General features: G+C 71.0%; 23 protein-coding genes and 1 riboswitch. Of the genes, 8 read left to right on the forward strand and 15 right to left on the reverse strand.

Annotated elements, in window-relative coordinates; genetic code table 11:
* Positions 1-25: 25 nt before the first annotated feature.
* The 6 genes from cobN to AB0H78_RS33040 all read right to left on the reverse strand — a co-directional run bounded on the left by cobN (position 26) and on the right by AB0H78_RS33040 (position 8928).
* On the reverse strand, positions 26-3679 hold the full coding sequence (gene cobN, locus AB0H78_RS33015; protein WP_363238417.1) for a cobaltochelatase subunit CobN: 3654 nt from the start codon (positions 3677-3679) through the stop codon (positions 26-28).
* On the reverse strand, positions 3676-5199 hold the full coding sequence (locus AB0H78_RS33020) for a cobyric acid synthase (RefSeq protein WP_363238418.1): 1524 nt from the start codon (positions 5197-5199) through the stop codon (positions 3676-3678). Before AB0H78_RS33020 ends, cobN begins: the two co-directional genes overlap by 4 nt.
* On the reverse strand, positions 5196-6143 hold the full coding sequence (locus AB0H78_RS33025) for a cobalamin biosynthesis protein (protein ID WP_363238419.1): 948 nt from the start codon (positions 6141-6143) through the stop codon (positions 5196-5198). The genes AB0H78_RS33020 and AB0H78_RS33025 overlap by 4 nt, the downstream gene beginning before the upstream one ends.
* An 89-nt stretch (positions 6144-6232) precedes the next feature.
* Positions 6233-6368, reverse strand: a riboswitch (cobalamin riboswitch).
* Positions 6369-6474: 106 nt separating this feature from the next.
* The gene (locus tag AB0H78_RS33030; RefSeq protein ID WP_363238420.1) at positions 6475-6723 is read right to left on the reverse strand and encodes a hypothetical protein; all 249 of its coding nucleotides are present in this window, start codon (positions 6721-6723) and stop codon (positions 6475-6477) included.
* A 29-nt stretch (positions 6724-6752) separates the two neighbouring features.
* On the reverse strand, positions 6753-8000 hold the full coding sequence (locus tag AB0H78_RS33035) for an inorganic phosphate transporter (RefSeq protein WP_363238421.1): 1248 nt from the start codon (positions 7998-8000) through the stop codon (positions 6753-6755).
* 169 nt (positions 8001-8169) lie between these two features.
* Positions 8170-8928 (reverse strand): lysozyme, encoded by a 759-nt coding sequence (locus AB0H78_RS33040; RefSeq protein ID WP_363238422.1) that lies wholly within the window; start codon positions 8926-8928, stop codon positions 8170-8172.
* A 138-nt stretch (positions 8929-9066) separates the two neighbouring features.
* Between AB0H78_RS33040 and AB0H78_RS33045 the strand changes: the two genes are divergently transcribed.
* The 3 genes from AB0H78_RS33045 (at position 9067) to AB0H78_RS33055 (ending at position 12329) form a co-directional block, all read left to right on the forward strand.
* A complete protein-coding gene (locus tag AB0H78_RS33045; RefSeq protein ID WP_363238423.1) occupies positions 9067-9723 on the forward strand; it encodes a class II aldolase/adducin family protein in 657 nt (218 codons plus the stop codon).
* A gap of 66 nt (positions 9724-9789) precedes the next feature.
* Positions 9790-10899 (forward strand): alpha/beta fold hydrolase, encoded by a 1110-nt coding sequence (locus AB0H78_RS33050; protein ID WP_363238424.1) that lies wholly within the window; start codon positions 9790-9792, stop codon positions 10897-10899.
* 155 nt (positions 10900-11054) lie between these two features.
* Positions 11055-12329 (forward strand): hypothetical protein, encoded by a 1275-nt coding sequence (locus AB0H78_RS33055; protein ID WP_363238493.1) that lies wholly within the window; start codon positions 11055-11057, stop codon positions 12327-12329.
* Positions 12330-12346: 17 nt separating this feature from the next.
* On the opposite strand, the gene AB0H78_RS33060 is transcribed toward AB0H78_RS33055, so the two are convergent.
* Positions 12347-12751, reverse strand: a complete 405-nt coding sequence (locus tag AB0H78_RS33060) for a VOC family protein (protein ID WP_363238425.1) — start codon at positions 12749-12751, stop codon at positions 12347-12349.
* A gap of 62 nt (positions 12752-12813) precedes the next feature.
* Positions 12814-13707, reverse strand: coding sequence for a neutral zinc metallopeptidase (locus AB0H78_RS33065; protein ID WP_363238426.1), 894 nt, complete (start codon positions 13705-13707; stop codon positions 12814-12816).
* Between the two features lie 69 nt (positions 13708-13776).
* On the opposite strand from AB0H78_RS33065, the gene AB0H78_RS33070 reads away from it, so the two are divergent.
* The 4 genes from AB0H78_RS33070 to AB0H78_RS33085 all read left to right on the forward strand — a co-directional run bounded on the left by AB0H78_RS33070 (position 13777) and on the right by AB0H78_RS33085 (position 17622).
* A complete protein-coding gene (locus tag AB0H78_RS33070) occupies positions 13777-14445 on the forward strand; it encodes a hypothetical protein (protein ID WP_363238428.1) in 669 nt (222 codons plus the stop codon).
* A gap of 145 nt (positions 14446-14590) precedes the next feature.
* A complete protein-coding gene (locus tag AB0H78_RS33075) occupies positions 14591-16189 on the forward strand; it encodes an ABC-F family ATP-binding cassette domain-containing protein (RefSeq protein ID WP_363238429.1) in 1599 nt (532 codons plus the stop codon).
* 300 nt (positions 16190-16489) lie between these two features.
* Positions 16490-16711, forward strand: coding sequence for a helix-turn-helix domain-containing protein (locus AB0H78_RS33080; RefSeq protein WP_329115282.1), 222 nt, complete (start codon positions 16490-16492; stop codon positions 16709-16711).
* Positions 16712-16830: 119 nt separating this feature from the next.
* Positions 16831-17622, forward strand: coding sequence for an enoyl-CoA hydratase-related protein (locus AB0H78_RS33085; RefSeq protein WP_363238430.1), 792 nt, complete (start codon positions 16831-16833; stop codon positions 17620-17622).
* Positions 17623-17649: 27 nt separating this feature from the next.
* Here the strand turns inward: AB0H78_RS33085 and amaP are convergent, their stop codons facing one another.
* The 5 genes from amaP to AB0H78_RS33110 are packed head-to-tail and all read right to left on the reverse strand — an operon-like array spanning position 17650 to position 19963.
* The gene (amaP, locus tag AB0H78_RS33090; protein ID WP_363238494.1) at positions 17650-18228 is read right to left on the reverse strand and encodes an alkaline shock response membrane anchor protein AmaP; all 579 of its coding nucleotides are present in this window, start codon (positions 18226-18228) and stop codon (positions 17650-17652) included.
* Between the two features lie 13 nt (positions 18229-18241).
* Positions 18242-18928 carry a DUF6286 domain-containing protein gene (locus tag AB0H78_RS33095; protein WP_363238431.1) on the reverse strand — a complete coding sequence of 229 codons (687 nt, stop codon included), beginning with the start codon at positions 18926-18928 and terminating at the stop codon, positions 18242-18244.
* The gene (locus AB0H78_RS33100; RefSeq protein ID WP_363238432.1) at positions 18925-19272 is read right to left on the reverse strand and encodes a hypothetical protein; all 348 of its coding nucleotides are present in this window, start codon (positions 19270-19272) and stop codon (positions 18925-18927) included. Before AB0H78_RS33100 ends, AB0H78_RS33095 begins: the two co-directional genes overlap by 4 nt.
* Positions 19269-19466, reverse strand: a complete 198-nt coding sequence (locus AB0H78_RS33105; protein ID WP_206963187.1) for a hypothetical protein — start codon at positions 19464-19466, stop codon at positions 19269-19271. The genes AB0H78_RS33100 and AB0H78_RS33105 overlap by 4 nt, the downstream gene beginning before the upstream one ends.
* A 29-nt stretch (positions 19467-19495) precedes the next feature.
* Complete coding sequence (locus AB0H78_RS33110; RefSeq protein WP_363238433.1) at positions 19496-19963, reverse strand: Asp23/Gls24 family envelope stress response protein; 468 nt, start codon at positions 19961-19963, stop codon at positions 19496-19498.
* Positions 19964-20063: 100 nt separating this feature from the next.
* Between AB0H78_RS33110 and AB0H78_RS33115 the strand changes: the two genes are divergently transcribed.
* Positions 20064-20720, forward strand: a complete 657-nt coding sequence (locus tag AB0H78_RS33115) for a hypothetical protein (protein ID WP_363238434.1) — start codon at positions 20064-20066, stop codon at positions 20718-20720.
* A gap of 85 nt (positions 20721-20805) precedes the next feature.
* On the opposite strand, the gene AB0H78_RS33120 is transcribed toward AB0H78_RS33115, so the two are convergent.
* Both AB0H78_RS33120 and AB0H78_RS33125 read right to left on the reverse strand, forming a co-directional pair.
* Positions 20806-21561, reverse strand: coding sequence for an SDR family oxidoreductase (locus tag AB0H78_RS33120; RefSeq protein WP_363238435.1), 756 nt, complete (start codon positions 21559-21561; stop codon positions 20806-20808).
* A gap of 4 nt (positions 21562-21565) precedes the next feature.
* Positions 21566-23356: a glycoside hydrolase family 15 protein gene (locus tag AB0H78_RS33125; protein ID WP_363238436.1), complete on the reverse strand. Its 1791-nt coding sequence runs from the start codon at positions 23354-23356 to the stop codon at positions 21566-21568.
* Between the last annotated feature and the right edge of the window lie 12 nt (positions 23357-23368).

The raw sequence follows: 23368 nt of genomic DNA on the forward strand, positions 1-23368 counted from the left end.
GGAGCGGGGGCGCAGGGGGCGCAGCTCACGCGTCACCCTCCAAGTCACCCTCGAGCTCCAGATACGTCTCCCGCAGCCGAGCCAGCGTCTCCGCCTCGGGCTCCGCCCAGAGCCCCCGCTCGGCCGCCTCCAGCAACCGCTCCGAAATGCCCCTCAACGCCCAGGGATTGGACGTCTTCATGAACTCCCGGTTCTCCGGATCGAACACGTACTCCGCCGACAACTTCTCGTACATCCAGTCGTCGACGACCCCCGCAGTCGCGTCGTACCCGAACAAGTAATCCACGGTGGCGGCCATCTCGAAGGCCCCCTTGTACCCATGCCGCCGCATGGCCGCCATCCACCGGGGATTGACGACCCGCGCCCGGAACACGCGATGGGTTTCTTCCCCCAGGGTCCGCGTCTTGACCTGATCCGGCGTCGCACTGTCACCCACGTACGCCTCGGGCGACTCCCCGGTCAGATGCCGCACCATGGCGACCATCCCGCCGTGGTACTGAAAATAGTCATCAGCGTCCACAAGGTCGTGTTCCCGCGTATCGACATTCTTCGCAGCGACCTGAATCCGCCGGAAGGCGGTCTCCATGTCGCCCCGCGCATTGCGCCCCTCCAGGCCGCGCCCATACGCATAGCCGCCCCACACCGCGTACACCTCGGCCAGATCCGCGTCGGACCGCCAGTTCCGCGCATCGATGAGAGGCAGCAGCCCGGCCCCGTAAGCCCCGGGCTTGGACCCGAAGATCCTGGCCGTGGCCCGCCGCCGGTCCCCGTGCTCGGCGGTGTCCTCATCGGCGTGAGCGCGTACGAAGTTGAGGCCGGCGGGCTCATCGAGCTCGGCCACCGCCCGCACCGCGTCGTCGATCAGCCCCACCACATGCGGGAAGGCGTCCCGGAAGAACCCCGAGATCCGCACGGTCACATCGATCCGGGGCCGCCCCAGCTCCTCCAGGCCCACCACCTCGAACCCGGTCACGCGCCGTGAGGCGTCGTCCCACACGGGCCGGCACCCCAACAGGGCGAGGATCTCCGCGATGTCGTCCCCCTGGGTCCGCATCGCCGACGTACCCCACACCGTCAGCCCGACCGACTTCGGGTACTCGCCGCTGTCCTCCAGGTACCGCGCGATCAGCGAGTCGGCGAGCGACTGCCCGACCTCCCAGCTCAGCCGCGACGGAATCGCCTTCGGGTCGACCGAATAGAAGTTCCGCCCGGTCGGCAACACATTGACCAGCCCGCGCGTGGGCGACCCCGACGGCCCGGCCGGTACGTACCCACCGTCCAGGGCCAGCAGGATGTGCCCGATCTCGTCGGTGGTCCGAGCGAGCCGGGGCACGACCTCCTCGCAGGCGAACCTCAACACGGCAGCGACGCCCGGCAGTTCGATGCCCCCCAGCACCTCACCCACCAGCGGAGCCACCGCACCCCCGTCCCAGCCCCGCGCCTCCATGCCCTCGGCGAGCCGCCGGCACAGCTGCTCCAGCAGATCGATCGCGTCGGCACCGCTCCGCGCGGGCCCGTCGACCAGCGCGCTCAGCTCGACCGGCACCTTCACCGCCGCGCCGGGCTCGCTCAGCAACTCCTTCTCGACCAGCCCGAAGTGCTCGGCGAGGCAGGCCCGCAGCCCCGGCAGTGCGTTCGCGGTGCCACCCCACACCTGCGAGGCACGCAGCACGGCGAGCACCAGATTGACCCGGGCCTCACCTTCGGGCCCGCCACCCAGCACATGCAGCCCGTCGCGGATCTGTACGTCCTTGATCTCGCACAGATAGCCGTCGATGTGCATCACAAACGAATCGAAGTCGCCGTCGTCCGGCTGCTCGTCGACATGCAGATCGTGATGAAGTTCGGCCGCCTTCACCAGAGTCCAGATCTGCGCCCGCACAGCCGGAGCCTTCGTCGGATCCAGATCGCTCACGAGCGCGTACTCGTCGAGCAGCTGTTCCAGCTTCGCCAGATCCCCGTACGTGTCGGCTCGCGCCATCGGCGGCACCAGATGGTCCACCACCGTCGCGTGCCCGCGCCGCTTGGCCTGTGTCCCCTCGCCCGGGTCGTTGACGATGAAGGGGTAGATCAACGGCAGCTCGCCGAGCACCGCATCGGGCCCGCACCCGCGCGAAAGCCCAAGTCCCTTCCCCGGAAGCCATTCCATGGTCCCGTGCTTGCCCATATGAATGACGGCGTCCGCGCCGAACGAATTCTCCAGCCACCGATACGTCGCCAGATAATGATGGGAAGGCGGCATGTCCGGATCATGGTAAATAGCAATGGGATTCTCACCGAATCCACGCGGCGGCTGAATCAGCACCACCACATTCCCGAACTGCAGCGAGGCCAGCACGATGTCGTCCCCGTCGACGTACAGCTGCCCGGGCGGCGGGCCCCAATGCTCCAGCATGCTGTCCCGGAGCCCGGCCTCCACCGTCGCGAACCACTCCTCGTAGTCGGCGAGCGGCACCCGCGCCGGAGCCGCCGCCAACTGCTCCTCGGTCAGCCACTCCACGTCGTGCCCACCGGCGTTGATCAGCCGGTGGATCAGCTCATCGCCCTCGGCAGGGTGCCCCTCCACCCCGTAGCCGGCATCACGCAGTGCATCCAGCACGCGTACGGCGGACGCAGGGGTGTCGAGTCCCACCGCGTTCCCGACCCGTGAATGCTTCGTCGGATAGGCGGTGAAGACCACGGCGATCCGCTTCTCCGCATTGGGCTTGTGCCTCAACTGCGCATGCCGTACGGCAATTCCGGCCACCCGCGCCGCCCGCTCGGGGTCGGCCACGTACACCGGAACCTCCCCCTCGCCCTGTTCCTTGAAAGAGAACGGAACAGTGATGATCCGCCCGTCGAATTCCGGAATCGCCACCTGCATGGCAGCGTCCATCGGCGACAGCGCGGCGTCCGACGCATCCCACACGGCCCGCGAGGACGTCAGACACAGCCCCTGCAGTACGGGCACATTCAGCTCGGCCAGCGCCCCGATGTCCCAGGCCTCGTCGTCCCCGCCCGCGGAGGCGTCGGAGGCCCGTGTGCCGCCCGCCGCCAGCACGGTCGCGACCAGCGCATCCGTCCGCCCCAGCAGCTCGTACAGCGCAGGATCCGCACCCCGCAGCGAACCGCAGTACACCGGAAGGGCGTTGGACCCCCGCGCCTCGATCGCGTCGCACAGCACATCGACGAATCCGGTGTTCCCCGACAGCTCATGAGCGCGGTAGAAGAGCACCCCCACCGTCGGCCGCCCCTCGACCCGCTCGCGCGCCCCGTGGACCCCCCACTCGGGCATCTTCTGCGGCTCGGCGAAGCCGACTCCCGTCAGCAGCACGGTGTCGGAGAGGAACCGCGCCAGCTCCACCAGGTTCCCGGGACCGCCCTCCACCAGATACCGCAGCGCCTCCGCGACGACCCCCGCGGGCACCGACGAATCGGCCATCAACTCCGCGTCCGGTACGGTCTCGCCGCCCAGCAGCACGGTGGGTATCCCGCTCGCCCGCAGCACCGCGAGCCCGTCCTCCCAGGCCCGCTTTCCGCCCAGCAGCCGTACGACGGCGACCGAGGCGCCCTCGATCAGCCCGGGAAGCTCCTCGCTCACCTCGATCCGCGTCGGATTCCCGATCCGGTACGGAGCGCCGGAGGCCCGGGCCGCGAGCAGATCCGTATCGGCGGTCGACAACAACAGCACTGTGGTCATTCGGGCGCTCCAGGTGCGATGAAGGGAAGTCCTGACGGTGCGCCCGACTCGATGAGTGCGAGCAGCGCGTCCGTGTCCGCGTGTTCCTCGATGAGATCGCCCAGGCGATCCAGCTGCTCCTCGCGGAGCGCTCCAAAACTCGTGTCGGGCGCGGGAACGAACCGCCGCCCCGCGGCCGCCGCGACCTCCCGAAGGAAGGCCCGCCGGAAGCCGTCGCTCTCCAGCGACCCGTGCCAGTGCGTGCCCCATACGGCACCGACCCGGCACCCCTCCAAGAAGGTCTCTCCGCCCAGCACTTGGGCCACCCCGTGATGGATCTCGTACCCCTCCACCCGTTCACCCAGCGCCTCGCCCACCGGCCGATCCAGGGTCTTCTCCACGGCGAACCGCACCCGCACGGGCAGCAGTCCGAGCCCGTCGACGGCCCCGGCCCGCGACTCGACGTCGTCCTCGATGTGCTCCCCGAGGACCTGGAAACCGCCGCAGATCCCCAGCACGGGCAGGCCTGCCGCCGCCCGCCGCAGCAGCGCGTCGGCGAGCCCGCGCTCCCGCAGCCACTCCAGCGCCCGCACCGTGCCGCGCGTCCCCGGCACGATGACCAGATCCGCGTCGACGAGCTCCTCGGCCCGGTCCACGAACCGCACCACCACACCCGGTTCTGCGGCCAGCGCGTCCACATCGGTGAAGTTGGACATCAGCGGTACGGCGCACACGGCGACCCGCAGCACGTCCTCGCCGAACGGCGGCGCGACGACGGACTCCCGTACGGCGCCGCGCATCGAGACGCGCAGCCCGTCCTCCTCGTCGATGCCGAGCCCGTGCGTGTACGGCAGCACGCCGTACGTACGCCGCCCGGTCAGCCCCGTGAGCATGTCGATCCCCGGCTCCAGGAGCGAGACGTCCCCCCGGAACTTGTTCACCAGGTACCCGGCGACGAGCTCCTGGTCCTCCGCGCTCAACAGGGCCGTCGTCCCGAAGAACGAGGCGAAGACACCACCCCGGTCGATGTCGCCGACAACGACCACGGGGAACCGCGCGGCCCGCGCGATCCCCATGTTCACGATGTCGGTCCGGCGCAGATTGATCTCGGCCGGACTGCCCGCCCCCTCGCAGATCACGGCGTCATACGTGCCCCGCAGTTCCTCCAGGCACTCCACGACGGTCCCGAGCAGCGATTCCTGCCGCCCCCCGTGGTAGCCCCTGGCACTCATCTCCCCGACCGGTTTGCCCATCAGCACGACCTGGCTGCTGCGGTCGCTCCCGGGCTTGAGCAGCACCGGGTTCATCAGCGCGGTCGGTTCCACCCGGGCGGCCTGCGCCTGCATGGCCTGCGCGCGCCCGATTTCCGCGCCTTCCCGCGTGACGAACGAATTGAGCGACATGTTCTGCGCCTTGAAGGGGGCGACCTTCACGCCCTGGCGCACCAGCCACCGGCAGATCCCGGCGGTCACGACGCTCTTGCCCGCGTCGGAGGTGGTTCCCGCGACGAGAAGCCCGCCGCCCTTGCCTCTGCTTGTCATGCCCTGTTCCTCCTGGCTCCGTACGCCCAGCGCACGGCGACGCACGTCACCAGTGCCAGTGCGTTCACCCGACGCGACAGCCGTACGGCCCGCTCGATGTCCTGTGTCCCGACCTCGCGGGCACCGCCGTTGAGCACGGCGCGGTGCTCGATCCGGCCGCCGTACGACAAGGTCCCCCCGAGCCGTACGCCCAACGCCCCAGCGAACGAGGCCTCCACCGGCCCCGCGTTCGGGCTCGGGTGCTTGCCGGCGTCCTCGCGCCAGGCCCGCACCGCACCCCGCGCGTCATCGCCCGCGAGCACGGCGAGCGCGGCGGTCAGGCGCGCCCCCGGCCAGCCGGCGAGGTCGTCGAGCCGGGCCGAAGCCCACCCGTAGCGCCGGTACTTGGACGACTTGTGCCCGACCATCGCGTCGAGGGTGTTCACGGCCCGGAACCCGACCAGACCCGGCACCCCACCCAGCGCGCCCCACACCAGGGCGCCCACCACCGCGTCGGAGGTGTTCTCGGCGACGGACTCCACGACCGCACGGGCGATCTGCTGCGCGTCGAGCTCTGAGGGATCGCGCCCGCACAGATGCGGCAGCCGCTCCCGGGCGACCTCGATGTCGCCGGTGGCCAGCGCGCCGCCGACGGCCCGCGCCTCGCGCCCCAGCGAGGTCCCGCCGACAACGGCCCAGGTGGCGGCGGCAGTCAGCGCCACGGCAGCGGCGGGCCGGCCACGCAGGGCACGCTCCGCCACGGCGGCAGCGGCGACGGCACCACCGGCACAGACCACGGCATGCAGTGCGCCCCACCCGCGGTGGTCACGCCACAGACGCCCCTCGACAGCGGCAGCGGCCCGCCCGAACACGGCGACCGGATGCCCCCGGCGAGGATCACCGAGCAGCAGGTCGCCGAGAAGTCCGGCCGTTGCGCCGTACGCGAAGACTCGCTCGGCACGCATGGTTCAACAGAGGGGAGAAGAGACCGGCAACAGGCAGCCGTACGCAACGCTCATGGCGAAAAGTCCTCACTCAGGGTGTCCGCGCCCTGGTTCGACGTGATCGGCGGCGAGAGTTCCTGGCTCCCGGGGGATCAACCCCCGGTGACAGTGGCGGGACCGCGCCGGATTCGCACCGGACTTCCTCTCCATGCCGCCGTATTGGCTTCGGCAGTCCACCACGGTCGGAGAACACCCGTCAACTCACTCTTGACCTGCGAAGGAAGAGTGTGTTGGGGCACACAGAAGACCGCCCCGCACGGATGCGCGGGGCGGTCGGGGACGGTGAGGTCCGTCAGGCGACGATCAGGTAGATCCCGTACGCGACGGCCGCCGCGCAGAGCGCGAAGCAGACGTACGCACCGGAGCGCGCCACCAGGGTCGGACCTGCGGAACCGGCCGTGCCGGAAGTGCCGGAAGTGCCGGAGGTCTCCGCGGACTTGGACAGTCCGACGATGCCGAGGGTGAACAGACCCACCAGCCCGACGGTCGCCACGAGGCTGACGCCGAAGACGGTGCCGAGTGCTTGCCAGTCGATGTGCATACCGCTGATTCCTTAACCGTGTCCGGGACTCAGACCGTGGCCGGTCGGGTCGGCTCGGGGGTTGCGCCCCCGGGCGACGGGATGGTGGTCCTGAGCCCTTCGGCCGGGGCGCCGGCCGGGGGAGGCGGGGTGACGGCCGCGATCGCGGTGGTCACGACGCCTGCGGGCTCCGCGTCCGCGTCGGGGACGACGCTGGTGTGGTCGACCGGCTTGCGGCGCGAGAGCGACCAGATGACGCCCGAGCCCGCGACGAGCAGGACGGCGACCGAGGCGATGCCGATGTTGCCCTGGCGGGTGAGGAACTCCGCACCCGCGCCGACGACCGCGGCGGCCGGCAGGGTCAGACCCCAGGCGACGAACATCCGGGTCGCGGTGGACCAGCGGACCACCCCGCCCCTGCGGCCGAGGCCCGCGCCCATGACCGAGCCCGAGCAGACCTGGGTGGTGGAGAGCGAGAAGCCGAGGTGCGAGGAGGCCAGGATGACCGTGGCCGCACCGGTCTGGGCGGCGAAGCCCTGCTGCGGGCGGAGCTCGGTGAGGCCCTTGCCCATGGTCTTGATGATGCGCCAGCCGCCCAGGTACGTACCGAGGGCGATGGCCAGACCGGCCGAGACGATGACCCACAGCGGCGGGTTGGCGCCGGGGGCGAGGACGCCGCCCGTCACCAGCGCCAGGGTGATGACACCCATGGTCTTCTGCGCGTCGTTGGTGCCGTGGGCGAGGGAGACCAGACCGGCGGAGGCGATCTGGCCGGCCCGGTAGCCCTTGGCCGTGGCCTTGTCGTCCGTACGGCTGCCGATCTTGTACGTCAACTTGGTGGCCAGGTAGGCGGCCAGGCCGGCGACGAGCGGGGCGGCGACCGCGGGGATCAGCACCTTGGTGATGACGGTGTTGCCGTTGACCCCGGAGGTGCCCACGGACATCAGCGTCGCGCCGATCAGGCCGCCGAAGAGAGCGTGGGAGGAACTGGACGGCAGGCCGAGGAGCCAGGTCAGCAGATTCCAGAGGATGGCGCCGACGAGCGCCGCGAAGATCACTTCCGTGCTGATGCCTTTTTCGTTGATGATCCCGCCGGAGATCGTCTTGGCGACCTCCACGGACAGGAACGCACCGACGAGATTGAGCACTGCGGACATGGCCACCGCAGTCTTGGGCTTGAGAGCGCCGGTCGAGATGGTCGTCGCCATCGCATTGGCGGTGTCGTGGAAACCGTTCGTGAAGTCGAACACGAGAGCGGTAACGATCACGATCCCAAGGAGCAGGGTCAGGTGTTCCATTTACCTGGGCAATCGCTCGAGGTCATTGACTCTTGGAAGGTAGGGAACCCGAGTGAACGGAAGATGAACTGAGGCGGGCGTTGTGGTGACCCCAAACGGGGGAGCGCCACTCCGGTTGTGTTCACGCCGTCACCGGAGCGGCCGCCCGGCCGTGCGGGCACCGGGATTTCTACCCCTTTGCGAACCGCTGGAGCCGGCTGACCGACCCGTTGAAGAGATTCTGATCACCCGGCAGCGATCCGCTGCCGTTGTCGTACTGCCAGATCGTCCAGTACGACCACCCGGCGGGCAGTTCCCCGGGCGTCGTGTTGTACCGCGCCAGCCACAGGTCGTGGGTCGGGGCGAAGGCCCGGCTCTTGCCGGTGCAGCTGTTCCACCACCGCGTGGTGGTGTAGATGACGGGCCGGTGACCGGTCCTGCGCCGCACCTCGTCGCTGAAGGACGTGATCCAGCCGACCATCTGCGCCTTGCTCAGCCCGTAGCAGATGTCCTTCCCGTACGGGTTGTGCTCCAGGTCGACCGCGGGCGGCATGGTCCAGCCGTCGCGGTGCCACCAGCCGCCGTACGTCACGAAGTAGGCGGCCTGTGCCTTCCCGTTCCCGGGCGACTCGGCGGGGACGGCGAAGTGATAGGCGCCCCTGATGATCCCGGCCTTCCGCGCGCCGTCGTACTGCTGCGAGAAGTAGGGATTGCGGTACGTCGTGGACTCGGTGGCCTTCACGTAGACGAACCGGGCGCCCTCGGCCCTGGCCTTCTTCCAGTCCACGTTCTTCTGGTGCGAGGAGACGTCGTGTCCCCGTGGCTTGTCCGCGCCCGATGCCGGAAGGCCGGCGAGCGCGGTACCCCCCAATACGGTCAGTGCCGCCACGGACACGGTGAGTGTCCGTACCCGGGCACGTTGAAGGAACGGTGTGTTGTCACGGGCCATGCTTTCCCCCCGATGGCGTCGTGCGTGACGAAGCCCGCCAGAAGCTACCGCAAGATCCGTACATCTCCGGCGCTCTCCGGCCAACTCCGGCATCAACGGAGGACCGGCGTCCGCCGGCCGCCTGGCACGATCCTCCTCATGACCTCACAGGACGCGATCGCAGAAGCCTGGGCCGAGCTCGTCGCCACCGCCCGCAGAACTGCGGCGGAGGGACTGGTCGTCGGCACCTCGGGCAATGTCTCCGTGCGGTCGGGGGACCTGATCCTGCTCACCCCCAGCGGCGTCCCCTACGGCCGGCTCGGCCCCCAGGACACCGTCGCCGTCGATCTCTCCGGCCGCCAGGTCATCGGCACCCTCGCCCCGACCAGCGAGCTTCCCCTCCACCTCGCGGTCTACGGCAGCACCGACGCGACGGCCGTCGTGCACACCCACGCCGTCCACGGGACCGCCGTCTCCACGCTCGTCCCCGAGCTCCCCCTGGTCCACTACATGGCCGCGGCGCTCGGCGGCCCGGTGCGCGTCGCGCCGTACGCGCTCTACGGATCGGAGGAGTTGGCCGAGAATGTGCTGCGCGCCCTTGCCGGGCGCACGGGATGCCTGCTGCAGAACCACGGCACCCTCACGTACGGAACCACCCTCTCCCAGGCGTACGACCGCACGGCCCAGCTCGAGTGGATGTGCGAGCTCTGGCTGAAGGCGAGCGCACTCCCCGGCCGGGACCCGCACCTGCTGACCACGGCCCAGCTGGAGAAGGTCACCGAGAAGCTCCGCGGCTACGGCCCGCAGCGCCGATAGGCACGCCGGGCCCCGTTGGGCCCCCGCCCACTGGCCGCGGAGGCCGCCCGCACCGACACTGGAGGCGTGCGCCCGGCTACAGCGACGGCAGCGGCCGTCACCACCCTGATCGGCGTCGGCGCGGCTGTGGTCGCCGCCGGACGCTACGCCAGCGATGCCGCCCTCAAGGCGCCGCGCGGCCGACCACTGCCCGCCGACCCACGGCTCACCCTGCACGCCACGGCGCCCGGCCAGGTCACCCTGACCCGCAGCCTGGCCTCGGTGCGCCCCGGTACGTACGGCCTCGAGAACCCCGACGTCCACGCCGTCGTCGGACCCGTCCTCGACGAGGTCCCGCACAGCGCGGACACGGTCGTGCGCCGCCTGGAACGCGTCACGCACGGCTCCCTGGAGCCCGGCGCCCGGCTCCGGCTGACCCCGCAGCTCCACCAGGGGAATCCGTACACGGCGCTCGGCCTCGACCACAGCGACGTCGTCATCACCGGTGAACTCGGCGCGCTCCCCGCCTGGTTCGTGCCCGCGATCCGTTCCACCTGGGTCATCACCGTGCACGGACTCGGCACCACCAGGGAGCACCCCATGAACGTCATGGACTTCCTGAACCGGCAGCGGTTCCCCGTCCTCGACCTGACCTACCGGGGGGACCTGGGCGCCCCGCGCCCGCCGGACGGACTCGGCCACCTGGGCGAATCCGAGTGGCGCGACGTGGACGCCGCGATCCGGTACGCGGTGCGCGGCGGCGCCGACCGCATCGTGCTGTACGGCTGGTCCACCGGCGCCACGATGGCCCTGCACGCCGCGTCCCGGTCCGCCTTGCGGCACCACGTCAGCGGCCTCGTCCTGGACTCCCCGGTCCTCGACTGGCAGACCACGCTCCGGGCGCTCGCCGCGACCCGCCACACCCCGGCCGCGCTCCTCCCGCTGGCGGTCCGGGCAGCCGAGGGCCGCACCGGTCTGCACTCCGGAAGCTACTTCGAAGTACCGGTCCCCACCCTGATCCTGCACGGCCCCGGAGACCACGTCGCGCCCTGGGGGCCCTCCAGGGAACTGGCCGCGAGGCGGCCGGAGTTGACCACGCTCCACCAGGTTCCGGATGCTCCTCATGCCGCCATGTGGAATGCGGACCCCGGAGCGTACGAGGAGGCGCTTCGCCGCTTCCTCACCCCTCTCATGTGACCCCTCAGGTGCGCGCCGCCGATTCCGTTTGGGCTTTCGGGGCGTCAGCGGAGAGACTGACCTCCGTGACGACCCGGAAGCCTGATGAGAAGTTGGCGCGCGACTCCAGACTGCGACTCGTCCGCCCCCGGCCCCTTGCCACGGCCCGCCGGGCCGTGACGAACCGGCGCACGCGTCCCACCCCCCGCCCGCCCGAGGGCACCCCGGCCCCCGCAGAGCTGGCCCGTCAGGCGAGGCAGGTGCTGGCCGACGCGGTACGGGTCGCCCGCTGGGCCGCCGACACCCTGGCCGCCCCCGAGCCCGAACAGACGGCCCATGAACTGCAGTTGACCCCCGGCCAGGTGCGCGCGGGCTGGGACCGTGCCCGCCTCGCCGGGCTCGTCGAACTCCACGACACCACCGTCCGCCCCGGCTGGCGCCTGCGCGCCTGGGACCGCGACGACTCGGCCGTGCTGCGCGGCTGGGTCGCCCTCTTCGACGCCTGGTCGATCGTCCACCCCGCCGACCGTGACGTGGCCCCCGCCGCGGTCGCCGAAGTCGTCGAAGCCGTGCCCCAGGTGCTCTCCCTCCTCCAGCTCTCCGCGGGCCCCGTGACCTTCCCCGCCCTTCTGGACCTCCTGGAGCAGCGCGTCGCGGAACTCCGCGAGGAACGCTGCGAGGTTCCGTACGGCCCCCAGCCGCAGGAGACGCAGCCCCCCGCCGCACCGGCGCCCCTCCCGCCCCTCCTGGGCTGGGCCCTGCGCGGACTGGCAGCCGTGGGCGCGCTGACGCTGGGCAAGGACCAGGCCACCCTGACCCCGCTCGGCAACTGGGCGGTCTGGGTCAAGCTCGAACAGATCTGTGTCGCGGCCCAGAGCCCCGCGGGCAACATCGAGCAGCCCGCCGAGGACATGCTGCACGGCTGCGCCGGACTCACCCCGGGCCCGGCCCGCGCCGAGTACCGCGCCTGGCTCGCCGCCCGCCCCGTCGGCAGCGCGGTCGCCGAGCTCCTCTCCGTCGCCCGCGGCGACGACGCCCTCCTGCGCGGCCTGGCCTTCGAGGCGCTGCGCGTCGTCGGCGGCCCCGCGGAGCCCGTGGTGCGTGCCGCGGCAGGGGAGCGCACCCTGCGCCCGTACGCCGTCCTCTGGCTGGCCGAGTACGAGGGCGCGGACCCCGAGGACGCCGCCGACGCCCTCACCCGCGAGGAAGCGACCTGGCTCTGGGTGGACACCGCCGCGGCGGTCTCCGACCACGGCGAGAGCCCGCTCCTGGTCCGCCACCTGGAATCAGCGGTCCAGGGCACGGTCCCCGCGCTGCTCGACGAGGTACGGGCCGTGGGCCACCCGCGCACCGTCCAGGTCCTGGTCGCCCTGGCCGCCGCCCACCCCGACCCCGCCCTGGCCAAGGCGGTGCGCCGGGCCGCCTTCCAGGTCCACACCGGAGGCGCGTAGCGCGCAGCGCGCGGCCGCTACCCGGCGGAGCCCCCGGGCGCATACGTACCGAAGCTCCAGACATTGCCCTCGGCGTCACGCGCCATGTAGTCCCGCCCGCCGTACTCCTGGTCCGTGGGCGGCATCAGGATCTCCACCCCGTGATCCCGGGCCTGCTGGTGGTGTGCGTCGACGTTCTCGACGACGACGTACACCCCGACAGGGCCGCCGTCCGCCAGCGCTTTGGCGAACGCGCCCTCCCGCCCCTTGGAGCCGAGCATCACCGCGCCGTTGCCGTAGGTCAGTTCCGCGTGGACCACAAGGCCGTTCTCGTCCTCGAAGACGCCCACCTCGCTGAAGCCGAAGGCGTCCTTCAGCAGCTGGACCGCTGCTTTCGCGTCGTCGTACAGAATCGTCGGACTGATGCTGCCGGTCATGCCCATCACCCCTCAACTCGGCTGATTTCCCCGTGCGATCCAGTCTTGCACCGGGCACTGACAACGCCCTATCGGAAGGTGTTGCACCGGCTCATGTCACCGGTGCGGTAACCGGTGTAGAACCACTGCTGGCGCTGCGCGGCCGAGCCGTGCGTCCACGACTCCGGGGTGACCCGGCCCTGGAACTTCTCCTGGATCCGGTCGTCACCCACCGCCGCGGCCGCGCTCAGCCCGTCCTCGATGTCGGCCTGCGTCAGCGAGCTGATCAGCGGCCGCCCGGTCGACTCGTCCGGCGTGCTCGTCGCGTGATGCGCCCATACGCCGGCGTAGCAGTCGGCCTGCAGTTCCACCTTCACCGCGTTGCTGTCGGCGCCCTGCCGCCCGTCCTGCGACTTGCTCAGCGTGCCCATCAACTGCTGCACATGGTGGCCGTACTCGTGCGCCACCACATAGGCCTGGGCGAACGCGCCGCCGCTGGAGCCGAACTTGGTCCGCAGCTCGTTGAAGAACCCCAGGTCCAGATAGACCTTGTTGTCGCGCGGGCAGTAGAAGGGTCCGACCGCCGAGGTCGCCGCCCCGCACGCGGTGGTGACCCGGTCGGAGAACAGGGTCGTCTGCGCGGGCGAATAGCGCGCACTCCGCCGGGTGAACTCCTGCCGCCAGAAGTCCTGCACGCTGTTGACCACCGCGACGATGCGGCAGTCCTCCTTGGCGTTGGCGTCCGTCCCCTTGCGGCAGGTCTGCTGGACCTGCGCCACGGACGACGCGCTCGCCGACGTCCCTCCGGTGTCGCCCGAGGACAGCCCGAGCTGTTCGGGACCCACCCCGAAGAACAGCCCCATGATCAGCGCGATGATGCCCGCGATACCGCCGCCGATGGTGGCCTTGCCGCCGGGAACGCGACTTCCGCGCACGTCCTGGACCTCGGAGGTGTCCAGATTGGCGTCGTCATCGAATTGCATGGTCCGAGTATCGACCGATTGATTGCGGTACGCGCTTTTTGTGGCCGAGGGAGTTACGCTCTGCGGCCCATGAGAACCATTGGCCGGGGCACGCGCCTCGCCGTCTCCGCCGTCGCCGCCGTGTGCGCACTGCCGCTGCTGACCGCCGCCCACAACGCACGCCCTCTTCCCTACGGAGACCGCCTCACCGTCCGCACCGGACCGGCGGGCCCTGCGGCGCCCGCCGGGCTGCGGACCCGGGGCACCGCGGTGGAGGCGTACGACAGCGACTCGGGCCGCACCCGCTGGACGTACCGCCGCGAGGGCCGCCGTCCGCTGGACCTGCTCACCGCTCCCGGCCACGCCTTCACGCTCTGGAGCGACGGCATGGTCACCGACACCGCCCGCTCTTCGGTGCGCTGGCACCGCGCCGTCCCGTACCCCGGGCACCGTACGACCGGAGTCCTGCGGTCCCTGGACCCCGGGACCCGGATGCTCGCCGTCGTCACCCCGGAGCGGATCATGGCGTACCGCGCCCAGGACGGCGATCTGCGCTGGGTCCTCCCGGCCGCCGAAGGCTGCGCCTTCGCACCTGACCGGACCCTGGGGGCCGGCGGTTCCCTGCTGGTCGCCCAGCCGTGCGGTCCTGGTGCCGCCTGGACCGAGGAACTGATCGCGGTGGACGGCCTGGGCCGGATCGCCCCGGGCCGCACCCCCCTGGGCAACGAACGTCCCCACCCCCGGGCCGGGCAGGCCTGACCCCTGCGGCGGCAGGGTCCGGGCGCGGCACCGTTAGACTGGGGTCATGGCATCTCTCCTTGTGCACTAGCCGGCGTCGATGCTGGGCGCCTGCCTCCGCCCTCCGCCTGCCCTTCCGCCGTCCATACCGCCCTGGAGTTTTACCGTGATCACCGCTTCCGGCATCGAGCTGCGTGCCGGCGCCCGCATCCTCATCGAGAACGCCTCTTTCCGCATCGCCAAGGGCGACCGCATCGGCCTCGTCGGCCGCAACGGAGCGGGCAAGACGACGCTCACCAAGTGCCTCGCCGGTGAGGGCACGCCCGCAGGCGGCACCATCACCCGCTCCGGCGAGGTCGGCTACCTCCCCCAGGACCCGCGCACCGGCGACCTCGAGATCCTCGCCCGCGACCGCATCCTCTCCGCCCGCGACCTCGACTCCGTACTGCGCAAGATGCGCGAGAACGAGCAGCGCATGTCGACGGGGCAGGGTGCCACGCGCGAAAAGGCGATGAAGAAGTACGAGCGCCTGGAGACGGAGTTCCTCACCAAGGGCGGTTACGCCGCCGAGGCCGAGGCCGCCACCATCGCCGCGGCCCTGGGTCTGCCCGACCGCATCCTCGGCCAGCCGCTGCACACGCTCTCCGGCGGTCAGCGCCGCCGCGTGGAGCTGGCCCGGATCCTCTTCTCGGACGCCGACACCCTGCTCCTCGACGAGCCGACGAACCACCTCGACGCCGACTCCATCGTCTGGCTCCGTGACTACCTGAAGAGCTACCGCGGCGGCTTCGTCGTGATCTCTCACGACGTCGAGCTGGTCGAGACGGTCGTCAACAAGGTCTTCTACCTGGACGCAAACCGCACCCAGATCGACGTCTACAACATGGGCTGGAAGCTCTACCAGCAGCAGCGCGAGGCGGACGAGAAGCGCCGCAAGCGCGAACGCCAGAACGCCGAGAAGAAGGCCGCGTCCCTCAACTCGCAGGCCGACAAGATGCGCGCGAAGGCCACCAAGACGGTCGCCGCCCAGAACATGGCCAAGCGCGCCGACCGGCTGCTCGCCGGTCTCGAAGCGGTCCGTGTCTCGGACAAGGTCGCCAAGCTGCGCTTCCCCGACCCCGCGCCCTGCGGCAAGACCCCGCTCATGGCGGAGGGCCTGTCGAAGTCGTACGGCTCGCTGGAGATCTTCACCGATGTCGACCTCGCGATCGACAAGGGTTCTCGCGTCGTCATCCTCGGCCTCAACGGTGCGGGCAAGACGACCCTGCTGAAGCTGCTCGCGGGGGCCGAGAAGCCCGACACGGGCGAGGTCATCGAGGGCCACGGCCTGAAGATGGGCTACTACGCCCAGGAGCACGAGACGCTCGACCCGGAGCGCACGGTCCTGGAGAACATGCGCTCTTCCGCACCCGACCTGGACCTCGTCCAGGTCCGCAAGACGCTGGGATCCTTCCTCTTCTCCGGCGACGACGTGGACAAGCCGGCGGGTGTGCTCTCCGGCGGTGAGAAGACCCGGCTCGCGCTCGCGACCCTGGTCGTCTCCTCGGCCAACGTCCTGCTTCTCGACGAGCCCACCAACAACCTCGACCCGGCCAGCCGGGAAGAGATCCTCGGCGCGCTGCGTACGTACAAGGGCGCGGTCATCCTCGTCACCCACGACGAGGGCGCGGTCGAGGCGCTGGAGCCCGAGCGGATCATCCTGCTCCCCGACGGCGTCGAGGACCTGTGGGGCCCGGGTTACCGGGATCTGGTCTCGCTCGCCTGATCGTCCGCCTGATCCACTTCGGATGGATCATTCGGCTTACAGGTGATCCTTCATCTGGGTGAGTCTCTCTCGTACCACGGCGTGGCATCCGCACAATTGCTGCCCTGACCACGCATTGCGTGGGTGCGGCGCTGACCTGGCGGTTCCCGCGATCACGCGCTCGGAATCCTGTATTCCGTTCAGTTCGCCGGGCTTCCGTCCGCAAAAGGTTGTCGTACGGACCTTGCCGAATGGGTGGCCAGGAAGCTCATGAGGGGTGATCATGAGAGTCCAGAGCGCACTTCCGCTGAGGAGGCACGGGTGGCCGAAACTCTGAAGAAGGGCAGCCGGGTAACCGGCGCCGCGCGCGACAAGCTCGCGGCAGACCTGAAGAAGCAGTACGACTCCGGGGCGAGTATCCGGGCGTTGGCCGAATCAACCGGCCGCTCCTATGGATTCGTTCACCGGATGCTCAGTGAATCCGGCGTGACGCTGCGAGGCCGCGGCGGAGCGACGCGAGGCAAGAAGGCTGCCTCGGCCTGAGTGAAGGGCATGGTCCTGGGCTCACCGGTTTCGGCGGTGCCCACCCGGTCGATCGCGAGGTTGGCCGGGTGGTTACTGTGCAGTCACTTAACTGTCTGCATCCGAACCGGAGGCGTCCCATGACCTCGCTCGACAACGTGCTCGACAAGGATGGCGTACGGCTCACCGTCGAGGACGCCATTGCCACGGTGACACTGACCAACCCGGAGAAGCGCAACGCCCAGTCTCCCGCTCTGTGGCGGGCGTTGACGGAAGCGGGTCGGTCACTTCCGGGCAGTGTGCGTGTCGTGGTGCTGCGCGGCGAGGGCAAGTCCTTCTCCGCCGGCCTGGACCGTCAGGCGTTCACGCCTGAGGGTTTCGACGGTGAGCCGTCCTTCCTTGAAATGGCGCGCGGTGGCGACGCCGAGCTCGACGCGGTTATCGCCGAGTACCAGGACGCTTTCACCTGGTGGCGCCGTAATGACCTGATCACCGTCGCGGCCGTTCAAGGCCATGCGATCGGTGCCGGATTCCAGCTCGCCCTCTCCTGCGACCTCCGGGTCGTCGCCGAGGACGTGCAATTCTCCATGCGCGAGACCAGCCTCGGGCTGGTCCCCGACCTGACCGGCACCCATCCGCTGGTGGGCCTCGTCGGGTACGCCCGCGCGCTCGAAATCTGCGTCACCGGACGATTCGTCGGTGCGGCCGAGGCGGTCGGCTGCGGCCTCGCCAATCTCTCCGTACCCGCTGATGAACTCGACGGCGCCGTAAGGGACTTGGCGGGCGCCCTGCTGGCCGCACCCCGCGATGCCGTGGTCGAGACCAAGGCGCTGCTGAGCGGCGCCTCGGGCCGCACCTTCGAGGAGCAGCGCACCGCCGAGCGCGCCGCCCAGGGCCGCCGCCTGCGCGATCTCGCAGGCCTGTCCGACTGATCCTCGTCCTGGCTCCGGCTGGGGGCCCTAGGAAACCCGCTGCGCGCGGTGCTTGACCGCGCGCAGCCGGACCACGGCCGGGAGCGCCGTCAGCCCGGCCGACGCGCGGGCGTGCTCCAGTGCTTCCGAGGTGAGGTCGGCGACCGCGGCGGCGGGCTGGGCGTGGGCCTCCAGGAGCAGGCCGATCCGCGCCTCGGGTGCGGTACGGCGCCCGGTCAGGGTGACGTTCGCACGGTCGACCCCGTGCAGCGCCTCCGCCTCGCTCGCCAGTACACCCTCCAGCGCCCGGCCCCTGAGCCGCGCTCCGTCGCCGTCCCCGCTGTCCACCAGGACTTCGGAGAGGCGTGAGCGTCGCAGCTGGGCCAGCAGCCACCACAGGGCAAGGAGCACCACGACCGCCAGCGCGGCGATGACGGCGGGCCACCACCAGCCGTTCTCGCGCCACCGGGTCCGGTCCGCCGTGCTCAGCAGCACGTCATGACGCCCGTCCCAGGGCCACCACGAAGGCACCGACCAGCCGAGACCTGTTGCCAGGACCGCGCCGCCCACGAGGAGCAGGACGAGTCCCGCGAGAGCGAGCAGCACCCGGTTCGCCGACTTCAGCATCGCGTCCACACCCCTACTTCTTCTTGGCCGGACGGCCGACGTGCACGGAGAGGCCGGGAGGTTTCGCGAGTCCCAGATCCGTGATGCCCGCACCCAGTGCGGTGTCCAAGTCGGCCCGGACGTCGTCGAGTTCACGGAAGTGCGACAGCGCGCGCACCGTGACCTTGGAGCGCTTCATGCGGATGCGTACGGACTGCACACCGGACACCTCCATGGCCCGGTCGCGCAGCACCAGCGCCGCGGCCTCCCGGTCGAGCCCGGCCCGTACGTCCGCAGTGGTGCGCCGCATCGGCAGCACCGAGCGCAGACCGGGCGTCGCCGCCAGGACGATCAGCCACAGACCCAGCGCGGCCGCGACGCCCGCGCCGGCCAGCACCCAGGTGTCGTCCAGCGGCCGGGTCGCCAGGTCGTCGGCGACCACCTTGCGCCAGTGCATCGCGGGGCGCCCCGCCCGGACCGCGGAGATGTCGTACAGCAGCAGCCCGGCGCCACCGATCACCACGAGGGCGAGCAGCAGGGCGGGGGTGCGGCGCGGCGACCAGAAGCGGTGGGCGCGGACGCCTCCCGGGTCGGTCGCCTCGTACGCCGCCGAAGAGGCGGACTGGTCGAGGTCCGGTGACCCGGACGCCTCGGGCGTCCGCTCGATGACCGGCAGGCGCTGCGTACCGGCCGTGCCGCCCTCGGGTTCGTACTCGCTCATCGGATCCTCCCCAGGCCCGTCCCGCGTGTCTGTGCGGAGTGCAGCCGCTCGACCTCCACCGTCACCTCGGGCACTTCCATGCCCGCCAACGCCTTGATGCGCAGGGCGACTTGACGGCGCACCGCGCCGCACTGGCCACCGATGTCGGACGGATAACCGAGCTCCAGACCAACGCGTACCCGCGCACGGTCGTCCTGCACCGTCACGGTGGCATGAGGTGGTGCGCCGTCGGCCGGAACCGCACCGTCCAGCGCCTCGCGCGCCGCCTGGGCGGCGATCTTGGAGACGACCCGGTCGGCGATCCGGGTCGCCCCGCGCTCCGCGGGCTCCACCGTGCCGGTCATCGCCGCCGGTCGCTGTCGCGGCTGTCGCGGTTGCGGAAGAAGTCGCCGGCTTCGATGTCGCCGTCGAGGAATTTGCCCGCCACGAAGCCGATCGCGCCGAGTGCGGCCACGAGCAGGAATGCTCCGAAGCCGCCGAAGTACCCGGCGAAGCCGAGTGCCATGCCGGCCATCAGGCCGACCACAGCCATACTCATCGTGCGCTCCTCTACTGACGTACTGACGGTTACTGCAGACGGGGTTCGGGCTCTTCGTCCTCTTCGTCGGGCAGCTTCACGTCGCTGACCGCGATGTTGACCTCGACGACCTCGAGGCCCGTCATCCGCTCGACCGCAGCGATGACGTTCTCCCGCACGTCGCGTGCGGTGTCCGCGATCGAGACGCCGTACTCGACGACGATCTCCAGATCGAGTGCCGTCTGGACCTCGCCGACCTCGGCCTTCACGCCGCGCGAGACGGACTTGCTTCCTCCGGGCACCCGGTCGCGCACCGCGCCGAAGGTACGGGAGAGGCCGCTGCCCATCGCGTGGACGCCCTCGACGTCACGGGCCGCGAGGCCGGCGATCTTCTCGACCACGCCGTCCGCGATCGTGGTGCGTCCCCGGGAGGCGGGGTCGCCGCCCCCGCGCTTGGTCACCGGGTTCTTCTTGGGCTCTTCGCCCACGGATTCCTTCTGCAGTGCGGTGTCGCTCATCGCCGTCTGTCCCTTTCTGATTGCGAGCGGTAGTGGACTCCGCTGACCACATTAGGTGCGCTTGCCCGGTCCAGCGCCGCAGATGCGGCAGGCTGGAGCGATGACGGACAGCTGGACGCAGGCGGTACGGACCCGGCTCGGCATCGGCAGACTGCTGCCGCTCGGCGGGGAAGCGGATGGGGCGTGGGTGACGGAACGGGCGGCTGCGGCGGTGCTGCGGGCCGCCGCCACAGAGGTTCCCGGGGTGGTGGCGGGGGTGATGCGCCTCGCCCTCGACGCACCGGACGCGGCGGAGCCCCCGCAGGTCCCGGCGCCGCCGAGCGCGCTTCCTGTGGGGCCGCTGCGGATCGAGGCGGAGGTGTCCGTACTGGTGGGTGAAGAACTTCCGGTGCTGATGGGCCATTTGCGTGACGCGCTGCACGGGGCTGCGGCGCAGCGGCTGGGGCTCACGGTGGCCGCGGTGGATGTGCGGGTGAGCGCGCTCCTCGACGAGGCGCCCGACCCCGGGGCGGCGCCCCGGCCGCCGCGTCGCGCGGAGGGGTCGGGGACGGTGATCGAGGCGGCGGAGGCGGTGCCGGGGGTCGCGTACCTGACCGCGGTGCTGGGGGCGCCGGTGCATACGGCCGCTGATCACGTCCGGGTGGAGATCGCGGTGGGCGGTGGGCACCGGGCGCTCGACGTGGCGCGTGCCGTACGGGTCGCCGTGGGCGGCGAGCTCCCGGTGGGCGTGCTGGTCACCGCGGTGGACCTCCCCTGACCCCGGTCCTCAATCGCCGGAGCGGCTCACCTTGAGCCCGTCCGGCGATCGAGGTCTCGCGGCCGCAGGTCGCGTGCCGGGGGCATCAGAATCCGTGGCGCGCTCCGCCGTCGACCGGGAGCATCAGCCCCGTCAGGTACGACGCCGCCGGGGACAGCAGGAAGGCCGCCGTCCGGCCGAACTCCTCCGGGCGGCCGTAGCGGCGCAGCGGGATACGCGCCTCGTTCGCGGCCCGCGCGGCGTCCGCGTCGCCGCCCAGCGCGTCCAGCTGCCGCACCCGGTCCGTGTCGACCCGGGACGGGAGGAGGCCGATCACCCGGATGCCGCGCGGGCCCAGCTCGTTGGCGAGGGACTTGGCGAAGCCGGCCAGGCCGGGGCGCAGGCCGTTGGAGATGGTCAGGCCGCCGATCGGCTCGTGGACCGAGCCGGAGAGCACGAAGCCGATGACGCCGCCGTCGGAGAGCTCCGCGGCTGCCGTGCGCGCGAGGCGTACCGCACCCAGGAAGACCGACTCGAAGGCCGACTGCCACTGCTCGTCGGTGTTGTCCGCGGCGGAGCCGGCCGCCGGCCCCCCGACGCTGATGAGGATGCCGTCGAAGCGGCCGAAGTGCTCGCGGGCGAGGGCGATCAGGCGCTGCGCCGCCGCCGGGTCGGCATTGTCCGCGGCCACACCCAGCGCGTTCGGGCCGAGAGCGGCTGCGGCGTCGGCCGCCGTCTTCTCGTCGCGCCCGGTGATGATCACCTTCGCGCCGTCCGCGGCGAGTTCACGCGCCGAGGCGTGGCCCAGGCCCCGGGTCGCTCCGGTGACGACGTACACACGGTCCTTCAGTCCAAGATCCATGGGTCTATCCTGCCTCCTCGCCTTCCGCGGCCAGTGCCAGGGCCGTGTTGACCAGACCGATGTGGCTGAAGGCCTGCGGGAAGTTGCCGAGCTGGCGGCCGGCCACCGGGTCGTACTCCTCGGCGAGCAGGCCCACGTCGTTGCGCAGGGAGAGGAGGTGCTCGAAGAGTTCCCTGGCCTCCTTGTCCCGGCCGGTCAGGCGCAGCGCGTCCGCCAGCCAGAACGAGCAGACCAGGAAGGTCCCCTCGTCGCCCGGCAGTCCGTCCACCGCGGGTCCCGCCGCCGCGCTGTAGCGCCGCACCAGACCGCCGTGGCCGAGTTCGTCCCGTACGGCGTCGACCGTGCCGATCACCCGGGGGTCGTCCGGCGGGAGGAAGCCGACCTGGGGGATGAGGAGGGTGGCGGCGTCGAGTTCGGTCGAGCCGTAGGACTGGGTGAAGGTGTTGCGCTCCGGGTCGTAGCCCTTGTCGCAGACCTCCCGGTGCACCTCGTCGCGCATCCGCCGCCAGCGCTCCGCGTCGCCGCGCAGCTTCGGGTCGGCCTCCAGGGTGCGTACGGCGCGGTCGGCGGCGACCCAGGCCATCACCTTGGAGTGGACGAAGTGGCGGCGCGGGCCGCGTACTTCCCACAGGCCCTCGTCCGGCTCGCGCCAGCGCGACTCCAGGAAGCCGAGCACGCTCAGCTGCAGCGACCAGGCGTGGGCGGTGGACTGCAGACCCGAACTGCGCGCCAGATGAAGGGAGTCGATGACCTCGCCGTAGACGTCGAGCTGCAGCTGGTCGACGGCTCCGTTGCCGCTGCGGACGGGTGCGGAGGACTCGTAGCCGCTCAGCCAGGCCAGTTCCGTCTCGGGCAGGCGCCGCTCGCCGGAGAGCCCGTACATGATCTGCAGATCGGCGGGGTTCCCGGCGACCGCGCGCAGCAGCCAGTCGCGCCAGGCGGCGGCCTCCTCCTGGTACCCGCAGGCGAGGAGGGCGTTGAGGGTGAGCGTGGAGTCGCGCAGCCAGCAGTAGCGGTAGTCCCAGTTGCGTACGCCGCCGATCTCCTCGGGGAGGGACGTGGTGGGAGCGGCGACGATCCCGCCGGTCGGCCGGTAGGTGAGCGCTTTGAGGGTGATCAGGGAGCGGATCACGGCCTCGCGGTACGGACCCTCGTAACGGCAGCGGGACGACCACTCCTCCCAGTCCTCCAGGGACTGCTCCAGTGCCTCGTACGGGTCGACGAGTTTGGGCCGCGGCTCGTGCGAGGGGTGCCAGGTCAGGACGAACGCCACCCGCTCGCCCTCGGAGACGGTGAAGGAGGAGCACGTGGAGAACTGCTGGCCCCAGGTCTTGACCTCGGGGACGCTGCGCAGCCACACGGAGTCGGGGCCCGCGACCGCCACCCGGTGGCCGTCGGAGCGGCGCACCCAGGGCACCACGGAGCCGTAGTCGAAACGCAGGCGCAGGGTGCTGCTCATGGCGACCTCGCCGCTCACGCCCTCCACGATGCGGATGACGTCGGGCGCCTGGTCGCGCTGCGGCATGAAGTCGAGGACCCGCACCGTGCCCGTCCGGGTCTCCCAGAGCGACTCCAGAACGAGGGAGTCCCCGCGATAGCGGCGGGAGGTGCAGGCGGTCGCGTCGGTGGGGGCGATCCGCCAGTGGCCGTTGTCCTCGTCGCCGAGCAGGGCCGCGAAACAGGCGGCCGAGTCGAAGCGGGGCAGGCACAGCCAGTCGATCGAGCCGTTCCTGCCGACCAGGGCGGCCGTCTGCAGATCACCGATGAGGGCGTAGTCCTCGATGCGTAGCGTCACGCATTGGCCTGT

This window comes from Streptomyces sp. NPDC050738 (genome assembly GCF_040654175.1).
GTDB lineage: Bacteria > Actinomycetota > Actinomycetes > Streptomycetales > Streptomycetaceae > Streptomyces.

Coding starts and splice junctions, on each gene's coding strand:
- AB0H78_RS33035 (WP_363238421.1), bottom strand. CDS start 8,000: ATGGAACACCTGACCCTGCTCCTTGGGATCGTGATCGTTACCGCTCTC.
- AB0H78_RS33045 (WP_363238423.1), top strand. CDS start 9,067: ATGACCTCACAGGACGCGATCGCAGAAGCCTGGGCCGAGCTCGTCGCC.
- AB0H78_RS33095 (WP_363238431.1), bottom strand. CDS start 18,928: ATGAGCGAGTACGAACCCGAGGGCGGCACGGCCGGTACGCAGCGCCTG.
- AB0H78_RS33115 (WP_363238434.1), top strand. CDS start 20,064: ATGACGGACAGCTGGACGCAGGCGGTACGGACCCGGCTCGGCATCGGC.
- AB0H78_RS33085 (WP_363238430.1), top strand. CDS start 16,831: ATGACCTCGCTCGACAACGTGCTCGACAAGGATGGCGTACGGCTCACC.
- AB0H78_RS33020 (WP_363238418.1), bottom strand. CDS start 5,199: ATGACAAGCAGAGGCAAGGGCGGCGGGCTTCTCGTCGCGGGAACCACC.
- AB0H78_RS33110 (WP_363238433.1), bottom strand. CDS start 19,963: ATGAGCGACACCGCACTGCAGAAGGAATCCGTGGGCGAAGAGCCCAAG.
- AB0H78_RS33065 (WP_363238426.1), bottom strand. CDS start 13,707: ATGCAATTCGATGACGACGCCAATCTGGACACCTCCGAGGTCCAGGAC.
- AB0H78_RS33100 (WP_363238432.1), bottom strand. CDS start 19,272: ATGACCGGCACGGTGGAGCCCGCGGAGCGCGGGGCGACCCGGATCGCC.
- AB0H78_RS33120 (WP_363238435.1), bottom strand. CDS start 21,561: ATGGATCTTGGACTGAAGGACCGTGTGTACGTCGTCACCGGAGCGACC.
- AB0H78_RS33105 (WP_206963187.1), bottom strand. CDS start 19,466: ATGAGTATGGCTGTGGTCGGCCTGATGGCCGGCATGGCACTCGGCTTC.
- AB0H78_RS33060 (WP_363238425.1), bottom strand. CDS start 12,751: ATGGGCATGACCGGCAGCATCAGTCCGACGATTCTGTACGACGACGCG.
- AB0H78_RS33070 (WP_363238428.1), top strand. CDS start 13,777: ATGAGAACCATTGGCCGGGGCACGCGCCTCGCCGTCTCCGCCGTCGCC.
- cobN (WP_363238417.1), bottom strand. CDS start 3,679: ATGACCACAGTGCTGTTGTTGTCGACCGCCGATACGGATCTGCTCGCG.
- AB0H78_RS33025 (WP_363238419.1), bottom strand. CDS start 6,143: ATGCGTGCCGAGCGAGTCTTCGCGTACGGCGCAACGGCCGGACTTCTC.
- amaP (WP_363238494.1), bottom strand. CDS start 18,228: ATGCTGAAGTCGGCGAACCGGGTGCTGCTCGCTCTCGCGGGACTCGTC.
- AB0H78_RS33040 (WP_363238422.1), bottom strand. CDS start 8,928: ATGGCCCGTGACAACACACCGTTCCTTCAACGTGCCCGGGTACGGACA.
- AB0H78_RS33030 (WP_363238420.1), bottom strand. CDS start 6,723: ATGCACATCGACTGGCAAGCACTCGGCACCGTCTTCGGCGTCAGCCTC.